The following is a 21016-nucleotide window of genomic DNA, read 5'->3' on the forward strand; positions in this document are numbered from 1 at the left end:
GCCTTTACCGTTCAACGACTGCCCGTTCTGGAAGGTTCAGAACGCCTCGTCGAGCGCGACCGTCCCCTCGACCCCGATCTGGTAGGCCGAAACGCGCCTCTCGAAGAAGTTCGACAGCTCCTGGACGTCCTGCAGCTCCATGAACGCGAACGGGTTCGCGGTGCCGTAGCGGACCGGCAGGCCGAGCCGGACGAGCCGCTGGTCCGCGACGTATTCGAGGTAGGCGCGCATGTCGCCGGCGCTCATGCCGGGCAGGCCGTCCCCGCACAGGTCGCGGGCGAACGCCAGCTCCGCCTGGACGGCCTCCTCCATCATCGTGGTGACCTGGGCCGTCAGCTCGGCGTCGAACAGCGCGGGCTCCTCGGCCCGGACGGTGTCGACCACCGAGAAGGCGAAGTCCATGTGCATGCTTTCGTCCCGGAAGACCCAGTTGGTCCCGGACGCGAGGCCGTTCAGCAGGCCCCGCGACCGGAGCCAGTAGACGTAGGCGAACGCGCCGTAGAAGAACAGCCCCTCGATGCAGGCCGCGAAGCAGATGAGGTTCAGCAGGAACGCCCTGCGGTCGGCGGCGGTGCGGAGCTCGTCCAGGGAGCCGAGCGAGTCGATCCAGCGGAAGCAGAACTCCGCCTTGGACCGGATCGACGGGATGTGCTCGATCGCAGCGAACGCCTTGGCGCGCTCGTCCGAATCGGGCAGATAGGTGTCCAGGAGGGTCAGGTAGAACTGTACGTGCACGGCCTCCTCATATAGCTGCCTCGACAGGTAGAGCCGGGCCTCCGGGGCGTTCACGTGCTTGTAGAGGTTGAGCACCAGGTTGTTCGCCACGATCGAGTCGCCGGTGGCGAAGAACGCGACGAGCCGGTTGACGAGGTGCAGCTCGGCGGGCGTGAGCCGGGCGAGGTCGGCCAGGTCGGAGGCGAGGTCCACCTCCTCCACCGTCCAGGTGTTGCGGATCGCGGCCCGGTACCGCTCGTAGAAGTCCGGGTAGCGCATGGGCCGCAGCGTCAGGTCCATGCCGGGGTCGAGGAGCATCCCCCGTCCCTCCGCTCGCTCGTTCACTGGCACGCCTCGCAGGTCTCGGGGTTCTCCAGGGAGCAGACGGCCGCGGCGACCGTCGTCTGCGCGATCCGCGTCGCCGGACGCGACCGCAGGTAGTAGGTCGTCTTGAGCCCGGCCCGCCACGCGTAGGCGTACATCGAGGAGAGCTTGCCGATCGTCGGCGTCTCCATGAACAGGTTCAGCGACTGCGACTGGTCGATGTACGGGGTGCGGGCGGCGGCGAGGTCGATGAGCGCCTTCTGCGGCAGCTCCCAGGCCGTCCGGTAGAGCGACAGCATCTCCTCCGGCAGGTCGACGAGCCCCTGGACGGACCCGTTCGCCTTCTTGACCGCCTCGCGCACGGCCGGCGTCCACAGCCCGAGCGACTTCAGGTCCTCCACCAGGTAGCGGTTGATCTGCAGGAACTCGCCGGACAGCGTCTCGCGCTTGAACAGGTTGGACACCTGCGGCTCGATGCACTCGTAGCAGCCCGCGATGGACGCGATCGTCGCGGTCGGCGCGATCGCGACGAGCAGCGAGTTGCGCAGGCCCACCTCCGCGACCCGGGCGCGGAGCGCGTTCCAGTCGGCGGGACGGGACGGCGCCGCGTCCGGGAAGTGGTCCAGGTGGAGCCTGCCGCGCGCGGTGCGGGTCATGCCGTAGGCGGGCAGCGGCCCGTGGGCGGCGGCGAGGTCGGCGGACGCGTTGTAGGCGGCCAGCGCGATCTCCTCGGCGATGCGCGTCGACAGCTCGCGCGCCTCGTCCGAGTCGAACGGCAGGCGGAGCGTGAAGAACACGTCCGCGAGCCCCATCACGCCGAGCCCGACCGGCCGCCACTTGCGGTTCGCCTTCTCCGCCTCGGGCGTGGGGTAGAAGCCGCGGTCGATGGTGCGGTCCAGGAACCGGACGGCGGTGCGGACCGTCGAGCGGAGCCGCTCCCAGTCGACGCCGGACGGCCCCACGTGCGCGGCCAGGTTCACCGATCCGAGGTTGCAGACGGCCGCCTCGCCGTCGCCCGTCACCTCCAGGATCTCCGTGCAGAGGTTCGACAGGTGGACGACCTTGCCGGGCTCGGCGGTCTGGTTGCAGGCGCGGTTGGCGGCGTCCTTGAACGTCATCCAGCCGTTGCCGGTCTCGGCGAGAGTCCTCATCATCCGCCCGTACAGCTTGCGGGCCGGGATCTGCCGGACGAACCGCCCCTCCCGCTCCGCCGCCCGGTACGCCTCGTCGAACTCGTCGCCCCACAGGTCGGTCAGCTCGGGGACCTCCTTCGGGTCGAACAGCGACCACGTCCCGTCGGCCTCGACGCGGCGCATGAACTCGTCCGGGATCCAGTTGGCCAGGTTGAGGTTGTGGGTGCGGCGCGCGTCCTCGCCGGTGTTGTCGCGCAGCTCCAGGAACTCCTCGACGTCGGCGTGCCACGGCTCCAGGTAGACGCACGCCGCGCCCTTGCGGCGGCCGCCCTGGTTGACCGCGGCCACGGACGAGTCGAGCGTGCGCAGCCACGGGACGATCCCGTTGGAGTGCCCGTTCGTGCCCCGGATCAGCGAGCCCCGCGACCGGACCCGCGTCCAGGAGATGCCGATGCCGCCCGCGTACTTGCTGAGCCGCGCGACCTGGCCGTACCGGTCGTAGATCGACTCCAGCTCGTCGCGCGGCGAGTCGAGCAGGAAGCACGACGAGAGCTGCGGGCGGCGGGCCCCGGAGTTGAACAGCGTCGGCGAGCTGGGCAGGTACGACAGCGTGCTGAGCAGCCCGTACAGCTCGGCGGCCTCGTCCACCGCCGTGTCGCCTGCGGGGGGCCGACCCCCCACACCCCCCGGCCCGACTCCGTCGGGAAATACGAGACCACAGGCGACCCGCAAGAAGAAGTGCTGCGGTCGCTCCAGGACGAGCCGCGTCGTCGGATGCCTGAGCAGGTACCGGTCGTAGACGGTGCGAAGCCCGAAGTACTCGAACCGGTCGTCCGCCCCGAACGCGTTCTCCGAGGCGGGACGGTCTCCCACGCCCCCCGAACCCTCGTCGATGAGCGCGTCGAGCCGGGCGGCGTTGGCGGCGACGAAGGCGGCCAGGCCGTCCGCCAGGAGGCCCTCGCGGTGCGCGGCGGCGACCGATTCGGCGAACGTGCGGACGCCCGCGGCCGCGGCCTCGTCCCGGATCCGGCCGCCGAGCAGGCGCGCGGCGACCCTGGAGTATCCGGGCTCGGCGGGGATGAGCGCGGCGGCCTCCCCGATCGCGAGGTCCCGCAGTGCCATCGCGTCGAGGCCGGCCGCGGACCGGACCGCGGCCAGCACCCGGCCGGCCTCGACCCCCGGTACCGCCTCGCAGGCCGCCTCGACCTCGGCCGTGATCTCCGCCGGCGGCGCGGCCAGAGCCTGTGTCACGTGCTTCTCCCCTCGCAAGCCGCCTCGCGGAGGCATGCGAACGGCGCGCGGCGGCAGGCCGCGCTCCGCCCCCGGCCCACCCGCGAGGCCTGGACGTGTCGATCCGGGACGGACCCGGACCCCCGAAGATGAGGCCGGTCACCCGGCCTCGCGTGCGGGCAGGTCTTCGGACTCGCGGGCGCCGCCTCTCCCGAGGCGTCCTACTGGCCGTCGCTTCCCAGGCCCTTCGGCCCAGTGCTCGATGACGGCGGTCGTTCCCGCTCACCGCTGCGGGGCAGTCCCGGACTCCCACCGGGTTCCCTCTCACGCCGCCCCCGCCGCGAAACGGCGGGGGCGGACCAGCACGGGGTTGAACCCTACATCTAGTTGACGATCAACGCACAACCCCAAGATGTTGGGCGTGTCGGCGCGGTATCCGGGGTCGGCTGCGCATCCCGCACCGCGGGTGGGACGATGGTCAGCGTCATGATCCCCCATGCGTCGCAGCCGCTGTTCCGGGCCGCGCGCGCGGTGGTGTTCGCCACCGTGTGCGCCACGCTCGCGATCCTCGGGCACGTCCTGGCGGGCGGCGCGGCGGTGCCGCCCTGGGCGGCGATCATGGGATTCGGGGCCGTCCTGGGCGTGACGCTGATGCTCGCGGGCCACGAGCGCTCGCTCGCGACGATCCTGGGCGGGCTCCTCGGCGGGCAGTTCGCCCTGCACACGCTGTTCACGGCGGCCACCGCACCGGCGGCCCACACCATGCCCGAGACTCACGCCGCCATGGCGGGCGCCATGGAACCCGTCGCGCTCCCCGCCGCGCACGGCGGGAACGGCCTGGTCATGACGCTCGCGCACTGCACGGCCGCGCTGGTGGCCGCGTGGTGGCTGCGGCGAGGCGAGCGGGCCGCGTGGTCGCTCGCCCGGCGGGTCGCCGCCTTCGCGGACCGCCCGATCCGGCTGCTGCTATCTCTGCTCGCCGTCGAACCGGCCGAGCCTCCAGTACGCCCCTACCGGACCGAGCCGGCGGCGGACGCCGGCACGGCGGTGGGACGGATCCTGCGGCACCAGGTCGTCCGGCGGGGTCCCCCGCCGCGTTCGAGGGCGCTCGCTCACCTCTGAGCGGAGCGCCGTACGCCACCGGACGCCGGCTCGCGGCGCCCGGTCGTTCCCGTACGACTCGAACGGAGTTCCGCAATGCCCTTCCTTCCGCATGCCCGGCGCGCCGGCGCGGTCGCGTCCCTCGCCGCACTGTCCGTGATCGGCCTGGCCGCGGCGGCGTCCGCGCACGTCAGCGTCAACCCCAAGACCGCCGAGCAGGGCTCGTACACCAAGGTCTCGTTCCGCGTGCCGAACGAGCGCGACGACGCCTCCACCACCAAGCTCGTGGTGAACCTGCCGGTCGACCACCCGCTGTCGTCGGTGTCGGTCCGGCCGGCACCGGGCTGGACGGTGAAGGTGGAGAAGTCCAAGCTGCCGAAGCCCGTGAAGACGGAGGGCGGCGAGCTGACCGAGGCCGTCACGAAGATCACCTGGAGCGGCGGCCGGATCGAGCCGGGCCGGTTCGAGGAGTTCGACGTCTCGATGGGGCCGCTGCCCACCGACACCGACCGGCTCGTCTTCAAGGCCGACCAGACCTACTCCGGCGGCGAGGTCGTCAAGTGGGACCAGCCGCCCGCCGAGGGGGCGAACGAGCCGGAGCACCCCTCGCCGGTGCTCAAGCTCCTCCCCAAGGGCTCGCTGAGCCCCACCGGACTCACCGCCCAGGTGAAGCCCGCCGCCGCGGCGTCGTCCGCGGCGCCCGACGACGGGACGGCACGGCTGCTCGGCGGCATCGGCATCGCGGCCGGCGTGGCCGGCATCGCGGTCGGCGCGTACGGCCTGACCCGGGCGCGGAGCCGGTCATGATCCGGGCGGTGCTGCGCGGGGCCGCCGGCTCCGCGGCGCTCGCGGCGGTCCTGGCGACGACCGCGGTCCCGGCGTCGGCGCACACCGCGCTGGCGTCGGCGAGCCCGGCGAAGGGCTCGGCGGTCGCGCCCCCGTCCCAGATCGTCCTGACGTACACGGATCCGGTGCGGCTGCCGCGCGTGGTCGTGACCGACGCGTCGCGCAAGCAGTACCAGGCCGGGTCGGCGCAGGCGGTCGACAACAAGGTCACCCAGGCGGTGAACGGCACGCTGCCCAACGGCGAGTACACGGTGGGCTGGCGCGTCGTGGCGTCGGACGGCCATCCTGTCGAGGGCACCTACACGTTCACCGTGCGGGGCTCCTCCGGTGCCGCCCAGCCCGCCACGCCGACGCCGGTCCGGAAGACCATCGTCGCCGCCGAGGATTCGGGCGGGTCGTCGGGCTGGCTCTGGATCGGCCTGATCGCCCTGGTCCTCGCGGCCGCGGCCGGCACCGCCGCCTGGCTGCGCCGCTCCTCCGCCCAGGATTGATCGTTTTCGCTTCCGGTCGGGTGATTACAGGATTACAGTGATAACCCGACCGGAAGCAGCCTGGGGGCGCCAATGATCGTCGAGTACATCCGCTACAGCATCGATCCGGGGGACGCCGGGGAGTTCGAGGCCGCCTACGCGCGGGCCGCCGTCCCCCTCGCCGCGGCGCCGCAGTGCGTCGACTACGAGCTGTCCAGGTGCGTCGACGAGCCGTCGTCCTACATCCTGCGCATCTGCTGGACGTCGGCCGACGACCACATGCGCGGCTTCCGGGGCGGCGAGCACTTCCCCGCGTTCTTCGCCGAGATCAAGCCGTACGTCCAGCGGATCGAGGAGATGCGGCACTACGAGCGGACGGCCGTGCGCGGCGCCGGGTCGTCCGTCCCGACCATGTACGACTGGGCGGGCGGGAGCGAGGCGCTGGAACGGCTCACCGAGCACTTCTACACGAACGTCCTCAAGGACGACCTGCTCCGCCCCCTCTTCGAGCACATGGCCCCGGACCACCCGAAGTGGGTCGCGGCGTGGCTCGGCGAGGTCTTCCGCGGACCGGAGCGCTACAGCCGCGAGCGCGGCGGCTACCACGCAATGGTGCGGCACCACCTCGGCAGGTCCATCACCGAGGCGCAGCGCCGCCGCTGGGTCTCACTCCTCATGGACGCGGCGGACGAGGTCGGCCTCCCGGACGACCCGGAGTTCCGCGCCGCGTTCGCGTCCTACATCGAGTGGGGCACGCGCATCGCCCTCGCCAACTCCCAGGCGGGCGCCGAGCCGCCCCTCGAAGCCCCCATGCCCCACTGGGGCTGGGGCGTCGCCCCGCCCTACATCCCTTCGAAGTAACCCCAGGCAGTAGCATCCAGGGCGCTGACCTGCACGCACGTCCTGAGAGGTACCGCACCATGGTGGACCGCGACGACGTGGTGCTCGACGACCCCGTGGGCGAGTCGCTCCGCGGCCACCACGCGCGCCTCGCCCGCCGCCTCGGCCGGGCCGCGACCTACCTGCCGGGAGTCGCGACCTTCTCCACGGTGTCCGCCGACCCGGGGCCGGCGGAGTGGGCCGACCTCGCCCGGCTGCTCGGCCGCGGCGAGCTCGCCGACATGTTCAGCAGCCCCGCGGTCCCGCCGCCGGACTGGGAGCCGGTCTTCGTCCTCGAAGGCCGCCAGATGGTCTGGTCCGGCGGCGGCGAGACCGGCACCGGCGTGGTGGAGCTGGGCGCGGACAGCGTGCCCGAGATGCTCGACCTCGTCGCACGGACCCGGCCGGGGCCGTTCTGGCAGCGCACCCGCGAACTCGGCGCCTATCTGGGCGTCCGCGAGAACGGCGTGCTGGTGGCGATGGCGGGCGAACGGCTCCGGCCGCCCGGCTGGACGGAGATCAGCACCGTCTGCACCGCCCCCGAGGCGCGCGGGCGCGGCCACGCCGCCCGCCTGGTCCGCGCGCTCGCGGCCCGCGTCACGGCTCGGGACGAGCGCCCGTTCCTGCACGTGGCCGAGGCGAACACCCGGGCGATCGCACTCTACGAACGGCTCGGCTTCAAGACCCGCAAGCACGTGACCTTCCGCGGCTTCCGGATTCCCTGACCGCCGAAGGCACCGCAAAGCCGTTCCGGATAAGCTTTGCGGCGTTCCTGCGACAGGGGAGGTTGATGAATATGGCCCGCGCGGCGCTTCGTCAGCATGCCCTTGTCCGGGCCGTGCGCGGTTGAGCGCGGCCCGGTCGTCCAGAACGACCAGGAGCCAGACTTGTCATCTTCCGACCTGACCGCATCGGGCCCGCACGACGCGGACCCGGCCGCCGCGGGCCTGCCGAGCACGGATCTCACCACCGGCCGCCTCGTCCTGCGTCCGTGGCCGCGCGACGAGATCGCCGCCGTCCTGTCCGGCGACAGGCGCGCCCACTGGGCGGACGACTTCCCCGCCGAAGGCGATCGCGACATCGCCGGCTTCATCGCCGAGCACCCGTCCGTGCTCGACGCGCACGGCCAGCGCCAGATCATCGAACGCGCCACCGGCCTGGTGGTCGGCACCACCGGCCTGTTCTGGCCGCCCGCCGACGGGGCCGTCGAGTTCGGTTACGGCGTCGTCCCGTCCCGCCGGGGCCGCGGGTACGCCACCGAGGCCGCCCGCGCCATCGTGGCGTTCGCCCTGGCCGCGCCCGGCGTGGACGCGGTCGTGGCGACCGTGGAGCCGAGCAACACGGCGTCGGTCCGCGTCCTGGAGAAGGCCGGCCTCCGCCACGCCGGCACTACCGAGGACATCGCCACCTACACCACCGCCTGACGGCGGGCCGGGCCCCGGCCGCGCGGCCGGGGCCCGGCTTGATGTCCCCATCGATCCCATGTTCACCAGCGCGTGCCGTCCGTCTCACCGAAGGGCGGCACGTTCGCGTTCCGACCTCTCCCCGCTTGACAGATAGCGCTAGCTCACTAACACTTCATACTCCAATAGCGAATTGGGGTGAGCGTCATGGCGGTGTTCCTGGCCCGGCTCGGCCGGTCCTGCTTCCGGCGGCGGTGGGCGGTCGTCCTGGCGTGGACGGGGCTGCTCGTGGCCGCCGTGGCGGGAGCGGCCGCGCTGTCCCAGCCCGCCCCGGACTCGTTCTCGGTGCCCGGCACCGAGGCGCAGCGGGCGAACGACCTGGTCGCGCAGCGGTTCCCGCAGGCCGGCGCCGATCGGGCGAGCGCCAGGATCGTGTTCGCCGCCCCGGCGGGACGGTCGCTCGCCGATCGGCGGGCGGACGTCGAGCAGGCGGTCGCCCGGATCAAGGCCGCTCCGCGGGTCGCCGAGGTCGCCGACCCCTACGTCCGGGGCACGGTCTCGGCGGACGGCCGGATCGCGCTGGCCGAGGTCGGCTACCGCGTCCCCGGGTACAGGCTGACCGGCGCCGACCGCGACGCACTGCGCGAGGCGGCGCGCGTCCCCGGCCTGCGCGTGGAGATGAGCGGCGACGCCGTCGCGCCCCCGGAGGAGGGCGCCGGGGAGTTCCTCGGCGTCGCGGTCGCCGCGATCGTGCTGCTCGCCACGCTGGGCTCGTTCGTCGCCGCCGGGCTGCCGCTGCTCACCGCCGCGGCCGGGATCGCCGTCGGCCTCTCGGCGGTCACCGCCGCGACCGCGTTCGTCGAGCTCAACTCCGACACCCCGGCGCTCGCGCTCATGCTCGGTCTCGCCGTCGCGATCGACTACGCGCTGTTCATCATCTCCCGCTACCGCCAGGAGGTCCTGGACGGACGCGACCTCGCGGACGCGGCCGGGCGCGCCGCGGGCACCGCCGGTTCCGCCGTGGTGTTCGCGGGCCTGACGGTCGTCATCGCCCTGGCCGGGCTCGCGGTCGTGGGCATTCCCGCGCTCACGCAGCTCGGTCTGGCCGCCGCGTTCACGGTGGCCGTCGCGGTGGCCGTCGCGCTGACGCTGCTGCCCGCCCTGCTCGGGATCGCCGGACGCCGCGCCCTGCCCCGCCGCCGCCGCGGCGGCGCTTCCGCCGGGCTCCGCTGGGGCAGGTTCGTCACCGCGCGCCCGGTCCCGGTGCTGGTCGCGGCCGTCGCCGGGCTGCTCGTCGCCGCCGCGCCGGCGCTGGACCTGCGGCTCGGCCTCCCCGACGACGGCACCGCGCCGCCCGGCACGACGCAGCGCCGGGCCTACGACCTGCTCGCGAACGGGTTCGGCCCCGGGATCAACGGGCCGCTGCTCCTCGTCGTGCAGGCTCCCGGCGACGCGAAGGCCGCCGCGGGGCGCGTCGCGAGCGAGGTCAGGTCGCTGGACGGCGTCGCCTCGGTCGACCCGCCGGTCGTCGACCGGACCGGCGGGACCGCCCTCGTGGGCGTCGTCCCCACCGGCGGGCCGACCAGCGAGGCCACCGAGGACCTCATCCACGCGATCCGCGACCGGTTCCGCTCCGGCACCGGCGCCACGGTCGCCGTGACCGGGCAGACCGCGATCGACATCGACATGTCCGAGAAGCTCGCCGGCGCGCTCGTCCCCTACCTCGCGGTCGTCGTCGGGCTGGCGTTCCTGCTGCTCACGCTGGTGTTCCGCTCGATACTCGTACCGTTGAAGGCGACGGTCGGGTTCCTGCTCAGCGTCGCCGCCACGTTCGGCGCGGTCGTCGCCGTGTTCCAGTGGGGCCGGCTGAACGACCTGCTGGGCGTCCACTCCTCGGGCGTCATCGTCAGCCCGCTGCCGGTCATGCTGATCGGCATGGTGTTCGGCCTGGCGATGGACTACCAGGTCTTCCTCGTCACGCGGATGCGCGAGGAGCACGTCCGCGGCGCGGACCCCACCGACGCGGCCGTCACGGGCCTCGCCCAGGGCGCCCGCGTCGTCACCGCCGCCGCCGTCATCATGATCAGCGTGTTCTCCGGGTTCGTGCTGTCGGAGACGCCGATGGTGCAGTCGTTCGGCTTCGCGCTGGCCGCCGCCGTCCTGTTCGACGCGTTCGTCGTCCGCATGACGATCGTCCCCGCCGTGATGGCCCTGCTCGGACGCGCCGGCTGGTGGCTGCCCGCCCGGCTCGGCCGCGTCCTGCCGCACGTGGACGTCGAGGGCGCGCGGCTCGCGGACGCCCCGCCGAAGGTGGCAGTAGGCTCCACGGTCGAGTCGGGGTAGCGAAGGGCCGAGTGGCGAAAGGCTGGGGAGCGTGGCGCCGAAGCAGGGCCTGCGGGAGCTGAAGAAGGCGAGGACCCGGGCCGCCATCCAGCGGGAGGCCCTGCGCCTGTTCCGCGAGCGGGGCTACGAGGCGACGACGGTCGAGCAGGTCGCGCAGGCGGCGGAGGTCGCGCACACCACCGTCTTCCGCTACTTCCCCACCAAGGAGGACCTCGTCATCAGCGACGAGGCCGACCCGGTCGTGTTCGCGTCGCTGCGCGCCCAGCCCCCGGAGCTGTCCCCGCTGCGGGCCCTGCGCGCCGCGATGCGCGAGGTCCTCGGCGGGTTCTCGGCCGGCGACCTCGCCGCCGGACGCGACCGGGCCGTCCTCATCCTGTCCGTCCCCGCACTGCGCGGCGCCGCCTTCGGCAGCTTCGTCGACACCATGCGCACGGTCACCGGCATCCTCGCCGAGCGCGCCGGCCGCGAGCCCGCCGAGGTCCGCGCCCTCACGGGCGCGGCCTTCGGCGTGATGCTCGACCTGATGATCCGCTGGTCGGAGGACCCGTCCCTGGACCTTCCCGAGGCGCTGGACGAGTCCCTCGCCGCCCTCGCCCCGATCGACCCGGGCGCGCCGTGAACCGGGCGCCGGGCCCGGTCAGCCGAACTGGCCGGGCTGGTAGCCGCCGGCGGGCTGCCGGGTGATGACGTTCAGGCGGTTCCAGGTGTTGATGAGAGCGATCAGGGACACCAGCCCGGCGAGCTGCTCCTCGTCGTAGTGCTTGGCGGCGTTCGCCCAGACCTCGTCAGAGACGCCGGGGCCGTCGGCGAGCCGCGTCCCCTCCTCCGCCAGCTCCAGGGCGGCGCGCTCCGCGTCGGTGAAGACCGTGGCCTCCCGCCAGGCCGCGACGAGGTTGAGCCGCACCGAGGTCTCACCCGCGTGGGCGGCGTCCTTGCTGTGCATGTCGACGCAGAAGCCGCACCCGTTGATCTGGCTGGCCCGGAGCTCCACCAGATGCGCCGTCGCGAGCGGCAGCCCCGAGTTCGTCACGGCCTTGGACGCCGACAGGAGGTACTTCATGAACTTTCCGCCGGTCTCGGTGTCGTAGAAGGTGAATCGGGCGTCCATGGTGGTCTCCTTGCCGTATGGAGGGTTACACCAGGTTGACGATCCAGCCCCCCGCCGTGTGACAGCCTCCCGGAAGTGACCCCGGTCACCTGGACCGCTCAAACTTCGTAACGGGCGGGTAAGACCACCCCACTACCCCCGTTCGGGGGTGGCGTGGGTCACCCGGATGGCCAACGATCCTTCTGACCGGGTGCCCGTGCGGCTACGAGGGAGAGACCATGCCCGCAGTCGAGTTCCGCGCGGCGCGCGACTTCCTGCTCGCGCACCGCGACGACTACGCGACGGCGTACGAGAAGTTCCGCTGGCCGGTGCTGACCGGTTTCAACTGGGCGCTGGACTGGTTCGACAAGATCGCCGAGGGCAACGACTCGCCCGCGCTGTGGATCGTCGAGGAGGACGGCGCCGAGGCCAGGTACTCGTTCTCGCAGCTGTCGCGGCGGTCGAACCAGGTGGCGAACCTGCTGCGCCGGGCGGGGGTGCGGCGCGGCGACCGGATCATCCTGATGCTCGGCAACCAGGTCGAGCTGTGGGAGACCGTGCTCGCGGCGATGAAGCTCGGCGCGATCATGATCCCGTGCACGCCGCTGCTCGGCACGGCCGACCTCCAGGACCGGCTGACGCGCGGCAAGGCCCGCCACGTGGTGACCGCCTCGTCCGAGACCGGGAAGTTCGACGGCGTCGAGGGCGAGTTCACGAAGATCGCCGTGGGCGAGCCGGTGGAGGGGTGGCTGCGGTACGCCGACGCCTACGAGGAGGGCGAGTCCTTCACCCCGTACGGCCTGACGATGTCGCGGGACACGCTGCTGCTGTACTTCACGTCCGGAACGACGGCCAAGCCGAAGCTGGTCGAGCACACCCACGCGTCCTACCCGGCCGGGCACCTGTCGACGATGTACTGGATCGGGCTGCGGCCCGGGGACGTCCACCTGAACATCTCGTCGCCGGGGTGGGCCAAGCACGCGTGGAGCAACATCTTCGCGCCGTGGGACGCCGAGGCGTGCGTGTTCATCTTCAACTACACCCGGTTCGACCCCGACCGGCTCCTCGACACCCTCGAACGGTGCGGCGTGACGAGCTTCTGCGCTCCGCCGACCGTGTGGCGGATGCTGATCCAGGCCGACCTCGGACGGCTCGGCAGGCCGCCGCGCGAGGTCGTCGCGGCCGGCGAGCCGCTGAACCCCGAGGTGATCGAGCGGGTGAAGGAGGCGTGGGGCCGCACGATCCGGGACGGCTTCGGGCAGACCGAGACGACCGTCCAGATCGCCAACACGCCCGGCCAGCCGGTCAAGCCCGGCTCGATGGGACGTCCCGTGCCCGGCTACAAGGTGGCGCTGATCGACCCGCTGACGGGGGAGCCGGGCGACGAGGGCGAGATCTGCCTCGACCTGGAGGACCGCCCGCTCGGGCTGATGACCGGCTACCACGGCGACGAGGAGCGCACCGAGGAGGCGATGGCCGGCGGCTACTACCACACCGGCGACATCGGCTCCCGCGACGAGGACGGGTACATCACCTATGTCGGGCGCGCCGACGACGTGTTCAAGGCGTCCGACTACAAGATCTCGCCGTTCGAGCTGGAGAGCGTGCTGATCGAGCACGAGGCGGTGGCGGAGGCCGCGGTCGTGCCGTCGCCCGACCCGGTGCGGCTGGCCGTCCCGAAGGCCTACGTCACGCTCGCGGCCGGCTGGGCGCCGGACGCGGAGACGGCAAAGGCGATCTTCGCGCACTGCCGGGAGCAGCTGTCGCCCTACAAGCGGGTCCGGCTGCTGGAGTTCGCCGAGCTGCCGAAGACGATCTCCGGCAAGATCCGCCGGGTGGAGCTGCGGGCCAGCGAGATCGACAAGCATCCGGGCGAGGGCGACCGCCCGGAGGGCGAGTTCCGCGAGGAGGACCTGCGTTGAACCTCTCCTACGCGTCGGGCATCTCGACCACGCCGCTGCTCGGCGACACCATCGGCGCGAACCTCGACAGGACGGTCGCGGCGCACTCGGAGCGGGACGCGCTCGTCGAGCGGTCGTCCGGCCGCCGCTGGACCTACGAGCAGTTCGCCGACGACGTGGACGCCGTCGCGCTCGGCCTCCGCGACCTCGGCGTCGTCAAGGGCGACCGGGTGGGCATCTGGGCGCCGAACTGCGCCGAGTGGATGCTCGTCCAGTACGCGACGGCCAAGCTCGGGGCGATCCTCGTCAACATCAACCCCGCCTACCGGGTGCACGAGCTGGAGTTCGTCCTCAACCAGGCGGGCATCCGGACGCTCGTCGCGGCGCCGGTGTTCAAGACGTCCGACTACGCCGCGATGATCGAGCAGGTGCGGCCCAGGTGCGCCGCGCTGCGCGACGTCGTGCTCATCGGCACGCCCGGATGGGACGCGCTGCTGGAGGCGGGCCGCACCCCGGCGCCGGGCGTCCTCGAGGAGATCGGGCGGACGCTCACCGCCGACGACCCGATCAACATCCAGTACACGTCCGGGACGACGGGGTTCCCCAAGGGCGCGACGCTGTCGCACCACAACATCCTGAACAACGGCTACTTCGTCGGCGAGCTGTGCGGCTACGACGAAGAGGACCGCATCTGCGTCCCCGTCCCCTTCTACCACTGCTTCGGCATGGTGATGGGCAACCTCGCGGCGACGAGCCACGGCGCGTGCATCGTGATCCCGGCGCCCGCGTTCGACCCGAAGGCGACGCTGGAGGCGGTCGCGGCCGAGCGCTGCACGTCGCTGTACGGCGTGCCGACGATGTTCATCGCCGTCCTGAACGAGCCGTCGCTGACCGGGCTCGACCTGTCCTGCCTGCGCACCGGGATCATGGCCGGGTCGCCGTGCCCGGTCGAGGTGATGAAGCAGGTCATCGAGCGGCTCGGGATGAGCGAGGTCGCCATCTGCTACGGCATGACCGAGACGTCGCCGGTGTCCACGCAGACCCGCGCGGGCGACTCGCTGGAGCGCCGCGTGTCCACGGTCGGGACCGTGCTGCCGCACCTGGAGGTCAAGGTCGTCGACCCCGAGACGGGCGTGACCGTCCCGCGCGGCGTGCCCGGCGAGTTCTGCACGCGCGGCTACTCGGTGATGCTCGGCTACTGGGACGAGCCGGAGAAGACGGCGGAGGCCGTGGACGCCGCCCGCTGGATGCACACCGGCGACCTCGCGGTGATGGACGAGGAGGGCTACGTCAACATCACCGGCCGGATCAAGGACATGGTGATCCGGGGCGGGGAGAACATCTACCCGCGCGAGATCGAGGAGTTCCTCTACACCCATCCCGACATCGTCGACGCGCAGGTCATCGGCGTCCCGGACGAGAAGTACGGCGAGGAGCTGATGGCCTGGGTGCGGCTCCGCGAGGGCGTGCCGGGCCTGACCGCGGGCGAGCTGCGCGCGTTCTGCGAGGGCAGGCTCGCCCACTACAAGATCCCCCGCTACGTGCACGTGGTGGAGGAGTTCCCGATGACGGTCACCGGCAAGATCCGCAAGGTGCAGATGCGCGCCGAGGCGGTCGACATCCTCGGCCTGGAGGACGTCGCCGCGGCACGGCACGCCTAGTTCGTCCGCCTCCGGACTTTCGTGCCGGGGGTCCGGCAGGGCATTCTCGGAACATGGGCGATGACGTGGGAGCCGTCCGGTCGGCGGTGCTGACGCTGCAGCGCACCACCGGCCTGCCCATGGTGTTCGGCGGCGCGCTCAGCGGCCAGGACCGGCTGGTGATCACCGAGCTGGTCGGCAACACGACCGACTCGCTGAACGGCCTCGTCGTGCGGCACGGCAACGGGCTCGGCGGCAAGGCGATGGCCATGGGGCGCCCCGCCTGGGTCAGCAACTACCCGTGCTCGGCGTCGATCAGCCACGACTACGACAAGCCCGTCGGGCGCGAGGGGCTGCTGTCGATCGTCGCGGTCCCGATCGTCGTGCGGCGGCGCGTCCGCGGCGTCCTCTACGGCGCGCTGCGCGAGCCCCTCTCGCTCGCCGACCGCGTCGTGGGCGCGGCCGTGGAGGCGGCGCGCGACCTCGAGCAGGACCTCGCCGTCCAGGACCGGGCCGACGAGGCGCTGGCGCGGACGCCGCCCGGCACCTCGGCGGCGCGCTGGGAGGAGGTCCGGGCCGTGCACGCCGAGCTGCGGGCCCTCGCCGAGCAGGTCCGCGACCTGCCGACCCGCGACCGGCTCCGGGAGGCGTCGCTGCGCCTCGCGGCGGCCGGGCTGGGCGGGCCGGACGCGGCGCCGCGCCCCGTGCTGTCGCCCCGCGAGCTGGACGTCCTGTCGTACGTCGCGATCGGCTGCACCAACGCGGAGGCCGGCGAGCGCCTCGGGCTGCTGCCGGAGACGGTGAAGAGCTACCTGCGGTCGGCGATGCGCAAGCTCGACAGTCACACCCGGCTGGAGGCCGTGACCGCCGCCCGCCGCGCCGGGCTGCTCCCCTGATCCTCCCGCCGCGCCGCCCGGCGCCCCGCGAACGAGGCGCCGGTCGCGGCGAGCGCCGTCCCGCCGAAGCCGAGCATCACGGCGGTGAACGCCGGGCCGTGGCCGCCGGGGACGCCGAGGTACAGGGTCCCGAAGACGGCGACGCCCGCGACGCCCGCGAGCTGGAAGTTCATGTTGACCAGCCCGCTGAGGTCCGCCGCGTGCCGGTCCGGGACGTGCGCCGTCAGCCGCCCGAGCTGCGGCGCGAACCCGAGTCCGAGGCCGAGCCCGCCGAACCCGAGGAGCACGGCGAGCGCCGCCCCGTCCGCGCGGGTCAGCCCCACCGCGGCGTACACCGACGCGAGGAGCAGGTAGCCGGCGACGGGCGCGCGGGCGGACAGGCGGGCGGGGAGGCGCGGGACGAGCGGCCCTCCGATCCCGAACGCGGCGACCCAGGGCACGAGCACCAGGCCGGAGAACAGGGCGCTGTGCCCCAGCCCGTCCTGCAGGTAGAGGGCGAGGACGAACATCATCGCGTAGTAGGTGCCGGTGGCCGCGCCGAGTGCGCCGAGCGTCCACGCCACGACCGGGCGTCCGAGCACGCCCGGGGCCAGCAGCGGGGACTCGACGCGCCGCTGCCGCCTGACGAACAGGGCGGTCACCGGCACGCAGGCCGCGAGCGACGCCCATGTCCACGGCGGCCAGCCCGCCTCGCGCCCGAACAGCAGGGGAACGACGGCCAGGAGTGCCGCGGCCGACAGCAGGGCCGCGCCGCCGAGGTCGAGGCGGGCGCCGCGGCCGCCCGGGTCCGCCGGGAGCAGCCGCGCCCCGGCCGCGAGCAGCACGATCCCGGCCGGCACGTTGACCAGGAAGACCGGGCGCCAGCCGAGCCCGCCCACGTCGGCCGAGACCAGCACGCCGCCGAGCACCTGGCCCGCGACCGCGCCGCCGGACAGCGCCACGGCGAGCAGTCCCTGCGCCCGCGCCCGTGCCGGGCCGGTGAAGTGGAGCTGGATGCCGGACAGGACCTGCGGCACCATCAGCGCCCCGGCCGCGCCCTGCACCAGCCGCGCGGCGACGAGCGCGCCGGTGGAGGGGGCCAGCCCGCACGCGAGCGAGGCGGCGGTGAACGCGCCGAGCCCGAGCAGGAACATCCGCCGGTGGCCGCGCGCCTGCCCGAGCCGGGCGCCCGTCACCAGCAGGACGGCGTACGCGAGCGTGTAGCCGGAGACGACCAGTTCGAGGCCGCCGGCGGACGGGCGCAGGTCCTCCTTGACGGCCGGACCGGCGACGTTCACGACGGCGATGTCGATGTTGACCATGAACTGCCCGGCGAGCAGGACCGCGAGCATGAGTGCGGGCCGGCGGGGGCCGGTGGTCGGGGGCCCGGACACGGAGGTGTGATCGTTCGAGGGCATGGAGGGACAACCCCGGCCGCCGCCACCGGGTGCGGCGGGCACGCCGACGGGGCCCGTACGGGCCGGTGAACACCGCGGGGCCGCGCGGTCTTCGGCGGATCGGGCCCGGCGACGGGGTCAGCGGCGTGGGCGTCGTCCAGTGCAGATCGGCCCCCGCGGCGCACTGCCTGGTCTACCGTCACCGCACGCCGGCTGCGCCGGGCCGTGATCGCTCGGCCGTCCCGCCTGTTCCCCGGGCTGGGACGTCCGGCCCCCGAATCGCAGTGACGACGGTAACACCTCTCCGAACACGATCGGCGCCCCTCGCGGGCGGCTCCAGGGCATCACTCACGGCCTTCCGGCAAGACCGCTGATGTCAGCGGGACGACCCCCGCCAGTGGCCCGACCTGCGACGCTGTGCTCGGTCCCTAAAACGGACCACTCGGGTGAGCCGATTGTGATCCCATAGCACCCCCCTACCCGCCCAAAACCCCGATAGCGTGGGACTTGTGGAGGTTGAGGACTCAGGCCGGACATCTCGCCGCAAAGCTCTCTGGTTGATGGGGGCAGCCGCCGGACTCACGGCCCTCGGCGCGGACAGCGCGCGCCCGCCGCACGGGACAGGGAAGCCCGCGTGGGCCGTACCGACCCCCCGCGCGCGGCCGGTCATCCATCCGACGCCGACGCCCACCCCGACGCCGACGCCCCGGCCCGCCCCGTGGACGCCGGCCAAGCTCACCGCGATGGAGAAGCCCGTCCGCGAGCTGACGCAGCTGAACCCTCCGCCGCCCCCGCAGTCGATCGCCCTCACGATCGACGACGGCCCGAGCCCCCTGTGGACGCCCCGTGTGCTCGACCTGCTGGCCGAGCACCGGATCCACGCCACGTTCTTCGTCATCGGCGAGCAGGTGAAGGAGTTCCCCAAGCTCACCCGCCGCATCGCCGACGCCGGCCACCAGATCTGCAACCACACGCAGACGCACCCGATCAGCATCGGGAGCATGGCGCGCAAGCGGGTCCGCAAGGAGATCGTGGAGGCGCACGACCGGATCGCCGACGTCACCGGCGTCGTCCCCCAGTTCTTCCGCTCCCCCGGCGGCGCGTGGTCGAAGACGATCCTGGAGCTGGTGGCCGAGCACGACATGCTCCCGATCGACTGGGCGGTCGACCCGCGCGACTGGGCCCGTCCCGGCGTCGGGCACATCCGCCGGACGCTCATGAGGGGCAAGGCCGGCAACATCATGCTGTGCCACGACGGCGGCGGCGACCGCTCGCAGACCCTCAAGGCACTGGACACCGTCATCCCGAAGATGAAGAAGCGCGGCCTGACCTTCGTCGCGCTCTGACCGCGCTCGCGCCGGCCCTCACCGGAGGCCCGCGAAAAGGTCGTCCTCGGGGAGTTCCGTGGCGACGCGGGAGCGGGCCAGGTGGTAGTCCTCGGTCGGCCAGACGGCGCGTTCCACGTCGCGCGGATGGGCCATGAAGCCCGCGTTCGGGTCGATCTGCGTGGCGTGCGCCCGCAGGGCCTCGTCCCGGACGGCGAAGTGGTCCGCGCAGTGGACGCGGGTGGTGATGTCGAGCTTCGGCGCGGTGTCCGGCCAGTCGGCGAGCACCGGCCCGATGCCAGACTCCAGGCCGCGCTCGGTCAGCCCGTCGTGCAGCGCCTGGAACCACTCCTTCGAGAAGGCGCCCTGGTAGTAGAGCTTCTCCGGCCGCCACGGCCCGCCCGTCCCCGGGTAGCGGGACGGGTCGGCTGACGACTCGAACGCCTCCACCGTCACCTCGTGCGTCCTGACATGGTCGGGATGCGGGTACCCGCCCGTCTCGTCGTAGGTGACGACCACGTGCGGACGGAACTCGCGGATGAGCGCCACGAGCGGGCGGGCCGCCTCGGCGAGGGGCGTGCGCGCGAAGCAGCCGTCCGGCAGGGGCTCGCCGGGGGCGGGCAGACCCGAGTCGACGAAGCCGAGGAACCGCTGCCGGACGCCGAGGATCCTGCGCGCGGCCTCCATCTCCGCCCGCCGGACCGCCGGCAGGTCCGCCCTGATCTCGGGCCGGTCCATCGCGGGGTTGAGCACGTCGCCGCGCTCCCCGCCCGTGCAGGTCGCGACCAGGACGTCCACTCCCTCGGCCGCGTACTTGGCGAGCGTGGCGGCGCCCTTGCTCGACTCGTCGTCGGGGTGCGCGTGCACGCTGAGCAGCCGGAACCTCATCGGTTCTCCTTCCGGGAGGGGTAGCAGAGGGCGGGGACGAGGGTCAGGGCGGACAGGGCGACCGCCCACCAGAAGGTGTGGCCGTAGGCGGCCGCGGGGGCGTGCCCGTCCAGGGAGCGCTGCAGGACGACCGCGAGGATCGCGGTGCCCAGCGAGCCGCCGACCCGGTTGACGGTGTTGACGGCCCCGGCGGCGCGGGCCACCTCGTGGCGCTCGACGCCGGCGTAGACCGCGGCCATGCCGGGCGCCATGACGACTCCGAGTCCCGCGCCCCGGACGGCCAGCGACGCGACGAGGAGCCACCCCGCCGGGGAGGAGCCCAGCTGGGTGAAGGCGACCGTCCCGGCGAGGGTGAGCAGGATGCCGGCGAGGATCAGCGGCCGGGGCGCCATGCGGTCGGCCAGCCGGCTCGCGAAGAACGTGGCGGCGGCCGTCCCGAGGGCCTGCGGGGCGAGCAGCAGGCCCGCCTCCAGCGCGGACGCGTGCTCCACCTGCTGGTAGTAGAGCGGCAGCAGGAGCAGGGAGCCGTAGAGGGCGGCGCCCTGCAGGAACGAGTTCGCCGTCGCGACCGCGAAGCCGCGCCGGGCGAACAGGCGCAGGTCGATCAGAGCCGCCGCGCGGCGGCGCAGCGCGTGCGCGACGTAGCCGAGCACGAGCGCCGCGCCGGCTAGCAGCGGCAAGGCCACCCGGAGAGCGCCGAAGCCCTCGCCGCCGACCTCGGAGAAGCCGTAGACGAGTGCGGCCAGTCCGGGCGACAGGAGCGCCAGGCCCAGGACGTCCAGCCGGTCGCCGCCGGTCCCGCTCCCGGTGTCGGACGGGATGTGGCGGGCCGCCAGCACCAGGGTCAGCAGGCCCAGCGGGACGTTCACCAGGAACATCCAGCGCCAGTCGAGCCGGTCGACGATCAGCCCGCCGAGGACCGGGCCGAGGACCGGCGCGAACGTCAGCGGCAGGACGGTGATGCCGAAGACGCGGCCGAGGCGGGCGGGCCCGGCGGCCCGGACGACGATCGACTGCCCGATCGGCTGGATCAGGCCCCCGCCGACGCCCTGGAGCACGCGGAAGAGGACCAGGCTCCCGGCCGACCACGCGAGGCCGCAGAGGGCGGACCCGGCGGCGAACAGGGCGACGGAGACCATCCACATCCTGCGGGCGCCGAACCTGTCGCTCGCCCAGCCCGCCAGCGGCATCACCATCGAGACGGCGAGGAGGTATCCGGCCGACACCCATTGCAGCGTGGCGGGCGGGCTGCGGAAGTCGCGGGCGATCGAGTCCAGGCCGACCGTCACGATCGTCGTGTCGAGCAGGGCGAGTACCGGGCCGAGGACCAGGACGAACGACGCCTTCAGCAGCGCCGGGTCCAGCCTCTCGGCCGCTCGGGGCGCGGCGGGGGCGCGAACGGGTGCGGTCATGGGGCGTCCTCCAAGTAAGTTGAGCGGACCTAAATTTAGGCTCGGTCA

The 21016-nt window shown here is 73.2% G+C and carries 18 protein-coding genes and 1 riboswitch; of the genes, 12 read left to right on the plus strand and 6 right to left on the minus strand.

Annotated elements, in window-relative coordinates; genetic code table 11:
- Positions 1-36 precede the first annotated feature (36 nt).
- Both AB0C21_RS07235 and AB0C21_RS07240 read right to left on the minus strand, forming a co-directional pair.
- Positions 37-1059, minus strand: a complete 1023-nt coding sequence (locus AB0C21_RS07235; protein ID WP_500203160.1) for a ribonucleotide-diphosphate reductase subunit beta — start codon at positions 1057-1059, stop codon at positions 37-39.
- Entirely contained in the window at positions 1056-3422 is a 2367-nt protein-coding gene (locus AB0C21_RS07240) for a ribonucleoside-diphosphate reductase subunit alpha (RefSeq protein ID WP_500203161.1), read from the minus strand. Before AB0C21_RS07240 ends, AB0C21_RS07235 begins: the two co-directional genes overlap by 4 nt.
- 140 nt (positions 3423-3562) lie before the next feature.
- A riboswitch (cobalamin riboswitch) is annotated at positions 3563-3780 on the minus strand.
- Between the two features lie 107 nt (positions 3781-3887).
- Here AB0C21_RS07240 and AB0C21_RS07245 point away from each other — a divergent pair.
- The 8 genes from AB0C21_RS07245 (at position 3888) to AB0C21_RS07280 (ending at position 11062) form a co-directional block, all read left to right on the plus strand.
- Complete coding sequence (locus AB0C21_RS07245; RefSeq protein WP_500203162.1) at positions 3888-4523, plus strand: MFS transporter; 636 nt, start codon at positions 3888-3890, stop codon at positions 4521-4523.
- Positions 4524-4598: 75 nt separating this feature from the next.
- Positions 4599-5309 carry a YcnI family copper-binding membrane protein gene (locus tag AB0C21_RS07250; protein WP_500203163.1) on the plus strand — a complete coding sequence of 237 codons (711 nt, stop codon included), beginning with the start codon at positions 4599-4601 and terminating at the stop codon, positions 5307-5309.
- Positions 5306-5839 carry a copper resistance CopC family protein gene (locus AB0C21_RS07255; RefSeq protein WP_500203164.1) on the plus strand — a complete coding sequence of 178 codons (534 nt, stop codon included), beginning with the start codon at positions 5306-5308 and terminating at the stop codon, positions 5837-5839. The genes AB0C21_RS07250 and AB0C21_RS07255 overlap by 4 nt, the downstream gene beginning before the upstream one ends.
- A gap of 72 nt (positions 5840-5911) precedes the next feature.
- Positions 5912-6679, plus strand: coding sequence for a group II truncated hemoglobin (locus AB0C21_RS07260; protein ID WP_500203165.1), 768 nt, complete (start codon positions 5912-5914; stop codon positions 6677-6679).
- 59 nt (positions 6680-6738) lie between these two features.
- Positions 6739-7422 (plus strand): GNAT family N-acetyltransferase, encoded by a 684-nt coding sequence (locus AB0C21_RS07265; RefSeq protein ID WP_500203166.1) that lies wholly within the window; start codon positions 6739-6741, stop codon positions 7420-7422.
- A gap of 162 nt (positions 7423-7584) precedes the next feature.
- Positions 7585-8121 (plus strand): GNAT family N-acetyltransferase, encoded by a 537-nt coding sequence (locus AB0C21_RS07270; protein WP_500203167.1) that lies wholly within the window; start codon positions 7585-7587, stop codon positions 8119-8121.
- 186 nt (positions 8122-8307) lie between these two features.
- Positions 8308-10443 (plus strand): MMPL family transporter, encoded by a 2136-nt coding sequence (locus AB0C21_RS07275; RefSeq protein ID WP_500203317.1) that lies wholly within the window; start codon positions 8308-8310, stop codon positions 10441-10443.
- A gap of 31 nt (positions 10444-10474) precedes the next feature.
- Positions 10475-11062, plus strand: a complete 588-nt coding sequence (locus AB0C21_RS07280; RefSeq protein ID WP_500203168.1) for a TetR/AcrR family transcriptional regulator — start codon at positions 10475-10477, stop codon at positions 11060-11062.
- Positions 11063-11080: 18 nt separating this feature from the next.
- Here the strand turns inward: AB0C21_RS07280 and AB0C21_RS07285 are convergent, their stop codons facing one another.
- Positions 11081-11551, minus strand: coding sequence for a carboxymuconolactone decarboxylase family protein (locus AB0C21_RS07285; RefSeq protein ID WP_500203169.1), 471 nt, complete (start codon positions 11549-11551; stop codon positions 11081-11083).
- Between the two features lie 218 nt (positions 11552-11769).
- Between AB0C21_RS07285 and AB0C21_RS07290 the strand changes: the two genes are divergently transcribed.
- From AB0C21_RS07290 to AB0C21_RS07300, 3 genes are read left to right on the plus strand one after another with little or no spacing between them, the layout of a single operon-like run.
- The gene (locus tag AB0C21_RS07290; RefSeq protein ID WP_500203170.1) at positions 11770-13452 is read left to right on the plus strand and encodes an AMP-binding protein; all 1683 of its coding nucleotides are present in this window, start codon (positions 11770-11772) and stop codon (positions 13450-13452) included.
- Positions 13449-15092 (plus strand): AMP-binding protein, encoded by a 1644-nt coding sequence (locus AB0C21_RS07295; RefSeq protein WP_500203171.1) that lies wholly within the window; start codon positions 13449-13451, stop codon positions 15090-15092. Before AB0C21_RS07290 ends, AB0C21_RS07295 begins: the two co-directional genes overlap by 4 nt.
- Positions 15093-15145: 53 nt before the next feature.
- Positions 15146-15967: a helix-turn-helix transcriptional regulator gene (locus tag AB0C21_RS07300; protein WP_500203172.1), complete on the plus strand. Its 822-nt coding sequence runs from the start codon at positions 15146-15148 to the stop codon at positions 15965-15967.
- Here the strand turns inward: AB0C21_RS07300 and AB0C21_RS07305 are convergent.
- Positions 15913-17364 (minus strand): MFS transporter, encoded by a 1452-nt coding sequence (locus AB0C21_RS07305; protein WP_500203173.1) that lies wholly within the window; start codon positions 17362-17364, stop codon positions 15913-15915. The two genes, AB0C21_RS07300 and AB0C21_RS07305, sit on opposite strands and share 55 nt — an antisense overlap.
- Before the next feature lie 722 nt (positions 17365-18086).
- Between AB0C21_RS07305 and AB0C21_RS07310 the strand changes: the two genes are divergently transcribed.
- Positions 18087-18689: a polysaccharide deacetylase family protein gene (locus AB0C21_RS07310; protein ID WP_500203174.1), complete on the plus strand. Its 603-nt coding sequence runs from the start codon at positions 18087-18089 to the stop codon at positions 18687-18689.
- 18 nt (positions 18690-18707) lie between these two features.
- Here the strand turns inward: AB0C21_RS07310 and mca are convergent, their stop codons facing one another.
- Positions 18708-19556: a mycothiol conjugate amidase Mca gene (gene mca / locus AB0C21_RS07315; RefSeq protein ID WP_500203175.1), complete on the minus strand. Its 849-nt coding sequence runs from the start codon at positions 19554-19556 to the stop codon at positions 18708-18710.
- Entirely contained in the window at positions 19553-20968 is a 1416-nt protein-coding gene (locus tag AB0C21_RS07320) for a DHA2 family efflux MFS transporter permease subunit (protein WP_500203176.1), read from the minus strand. Before AB0C21_RS07320 ends, mca begins: the two co-directional genes overlap by 4 nt.
- Between the last annotated feature and the right edge of the window lie 48 nt (positions 20969-21016).

The sequence above is a fragment of the Spirillospora sp. NPDC049024 genome (genome assembly GCF_040649235.1).
Taxonomy (GTDB): Bacteria; Actinomycetota; Actinomycetes; order Streptosporangiales; family Streptosporangiaceae; genus Spirillospora.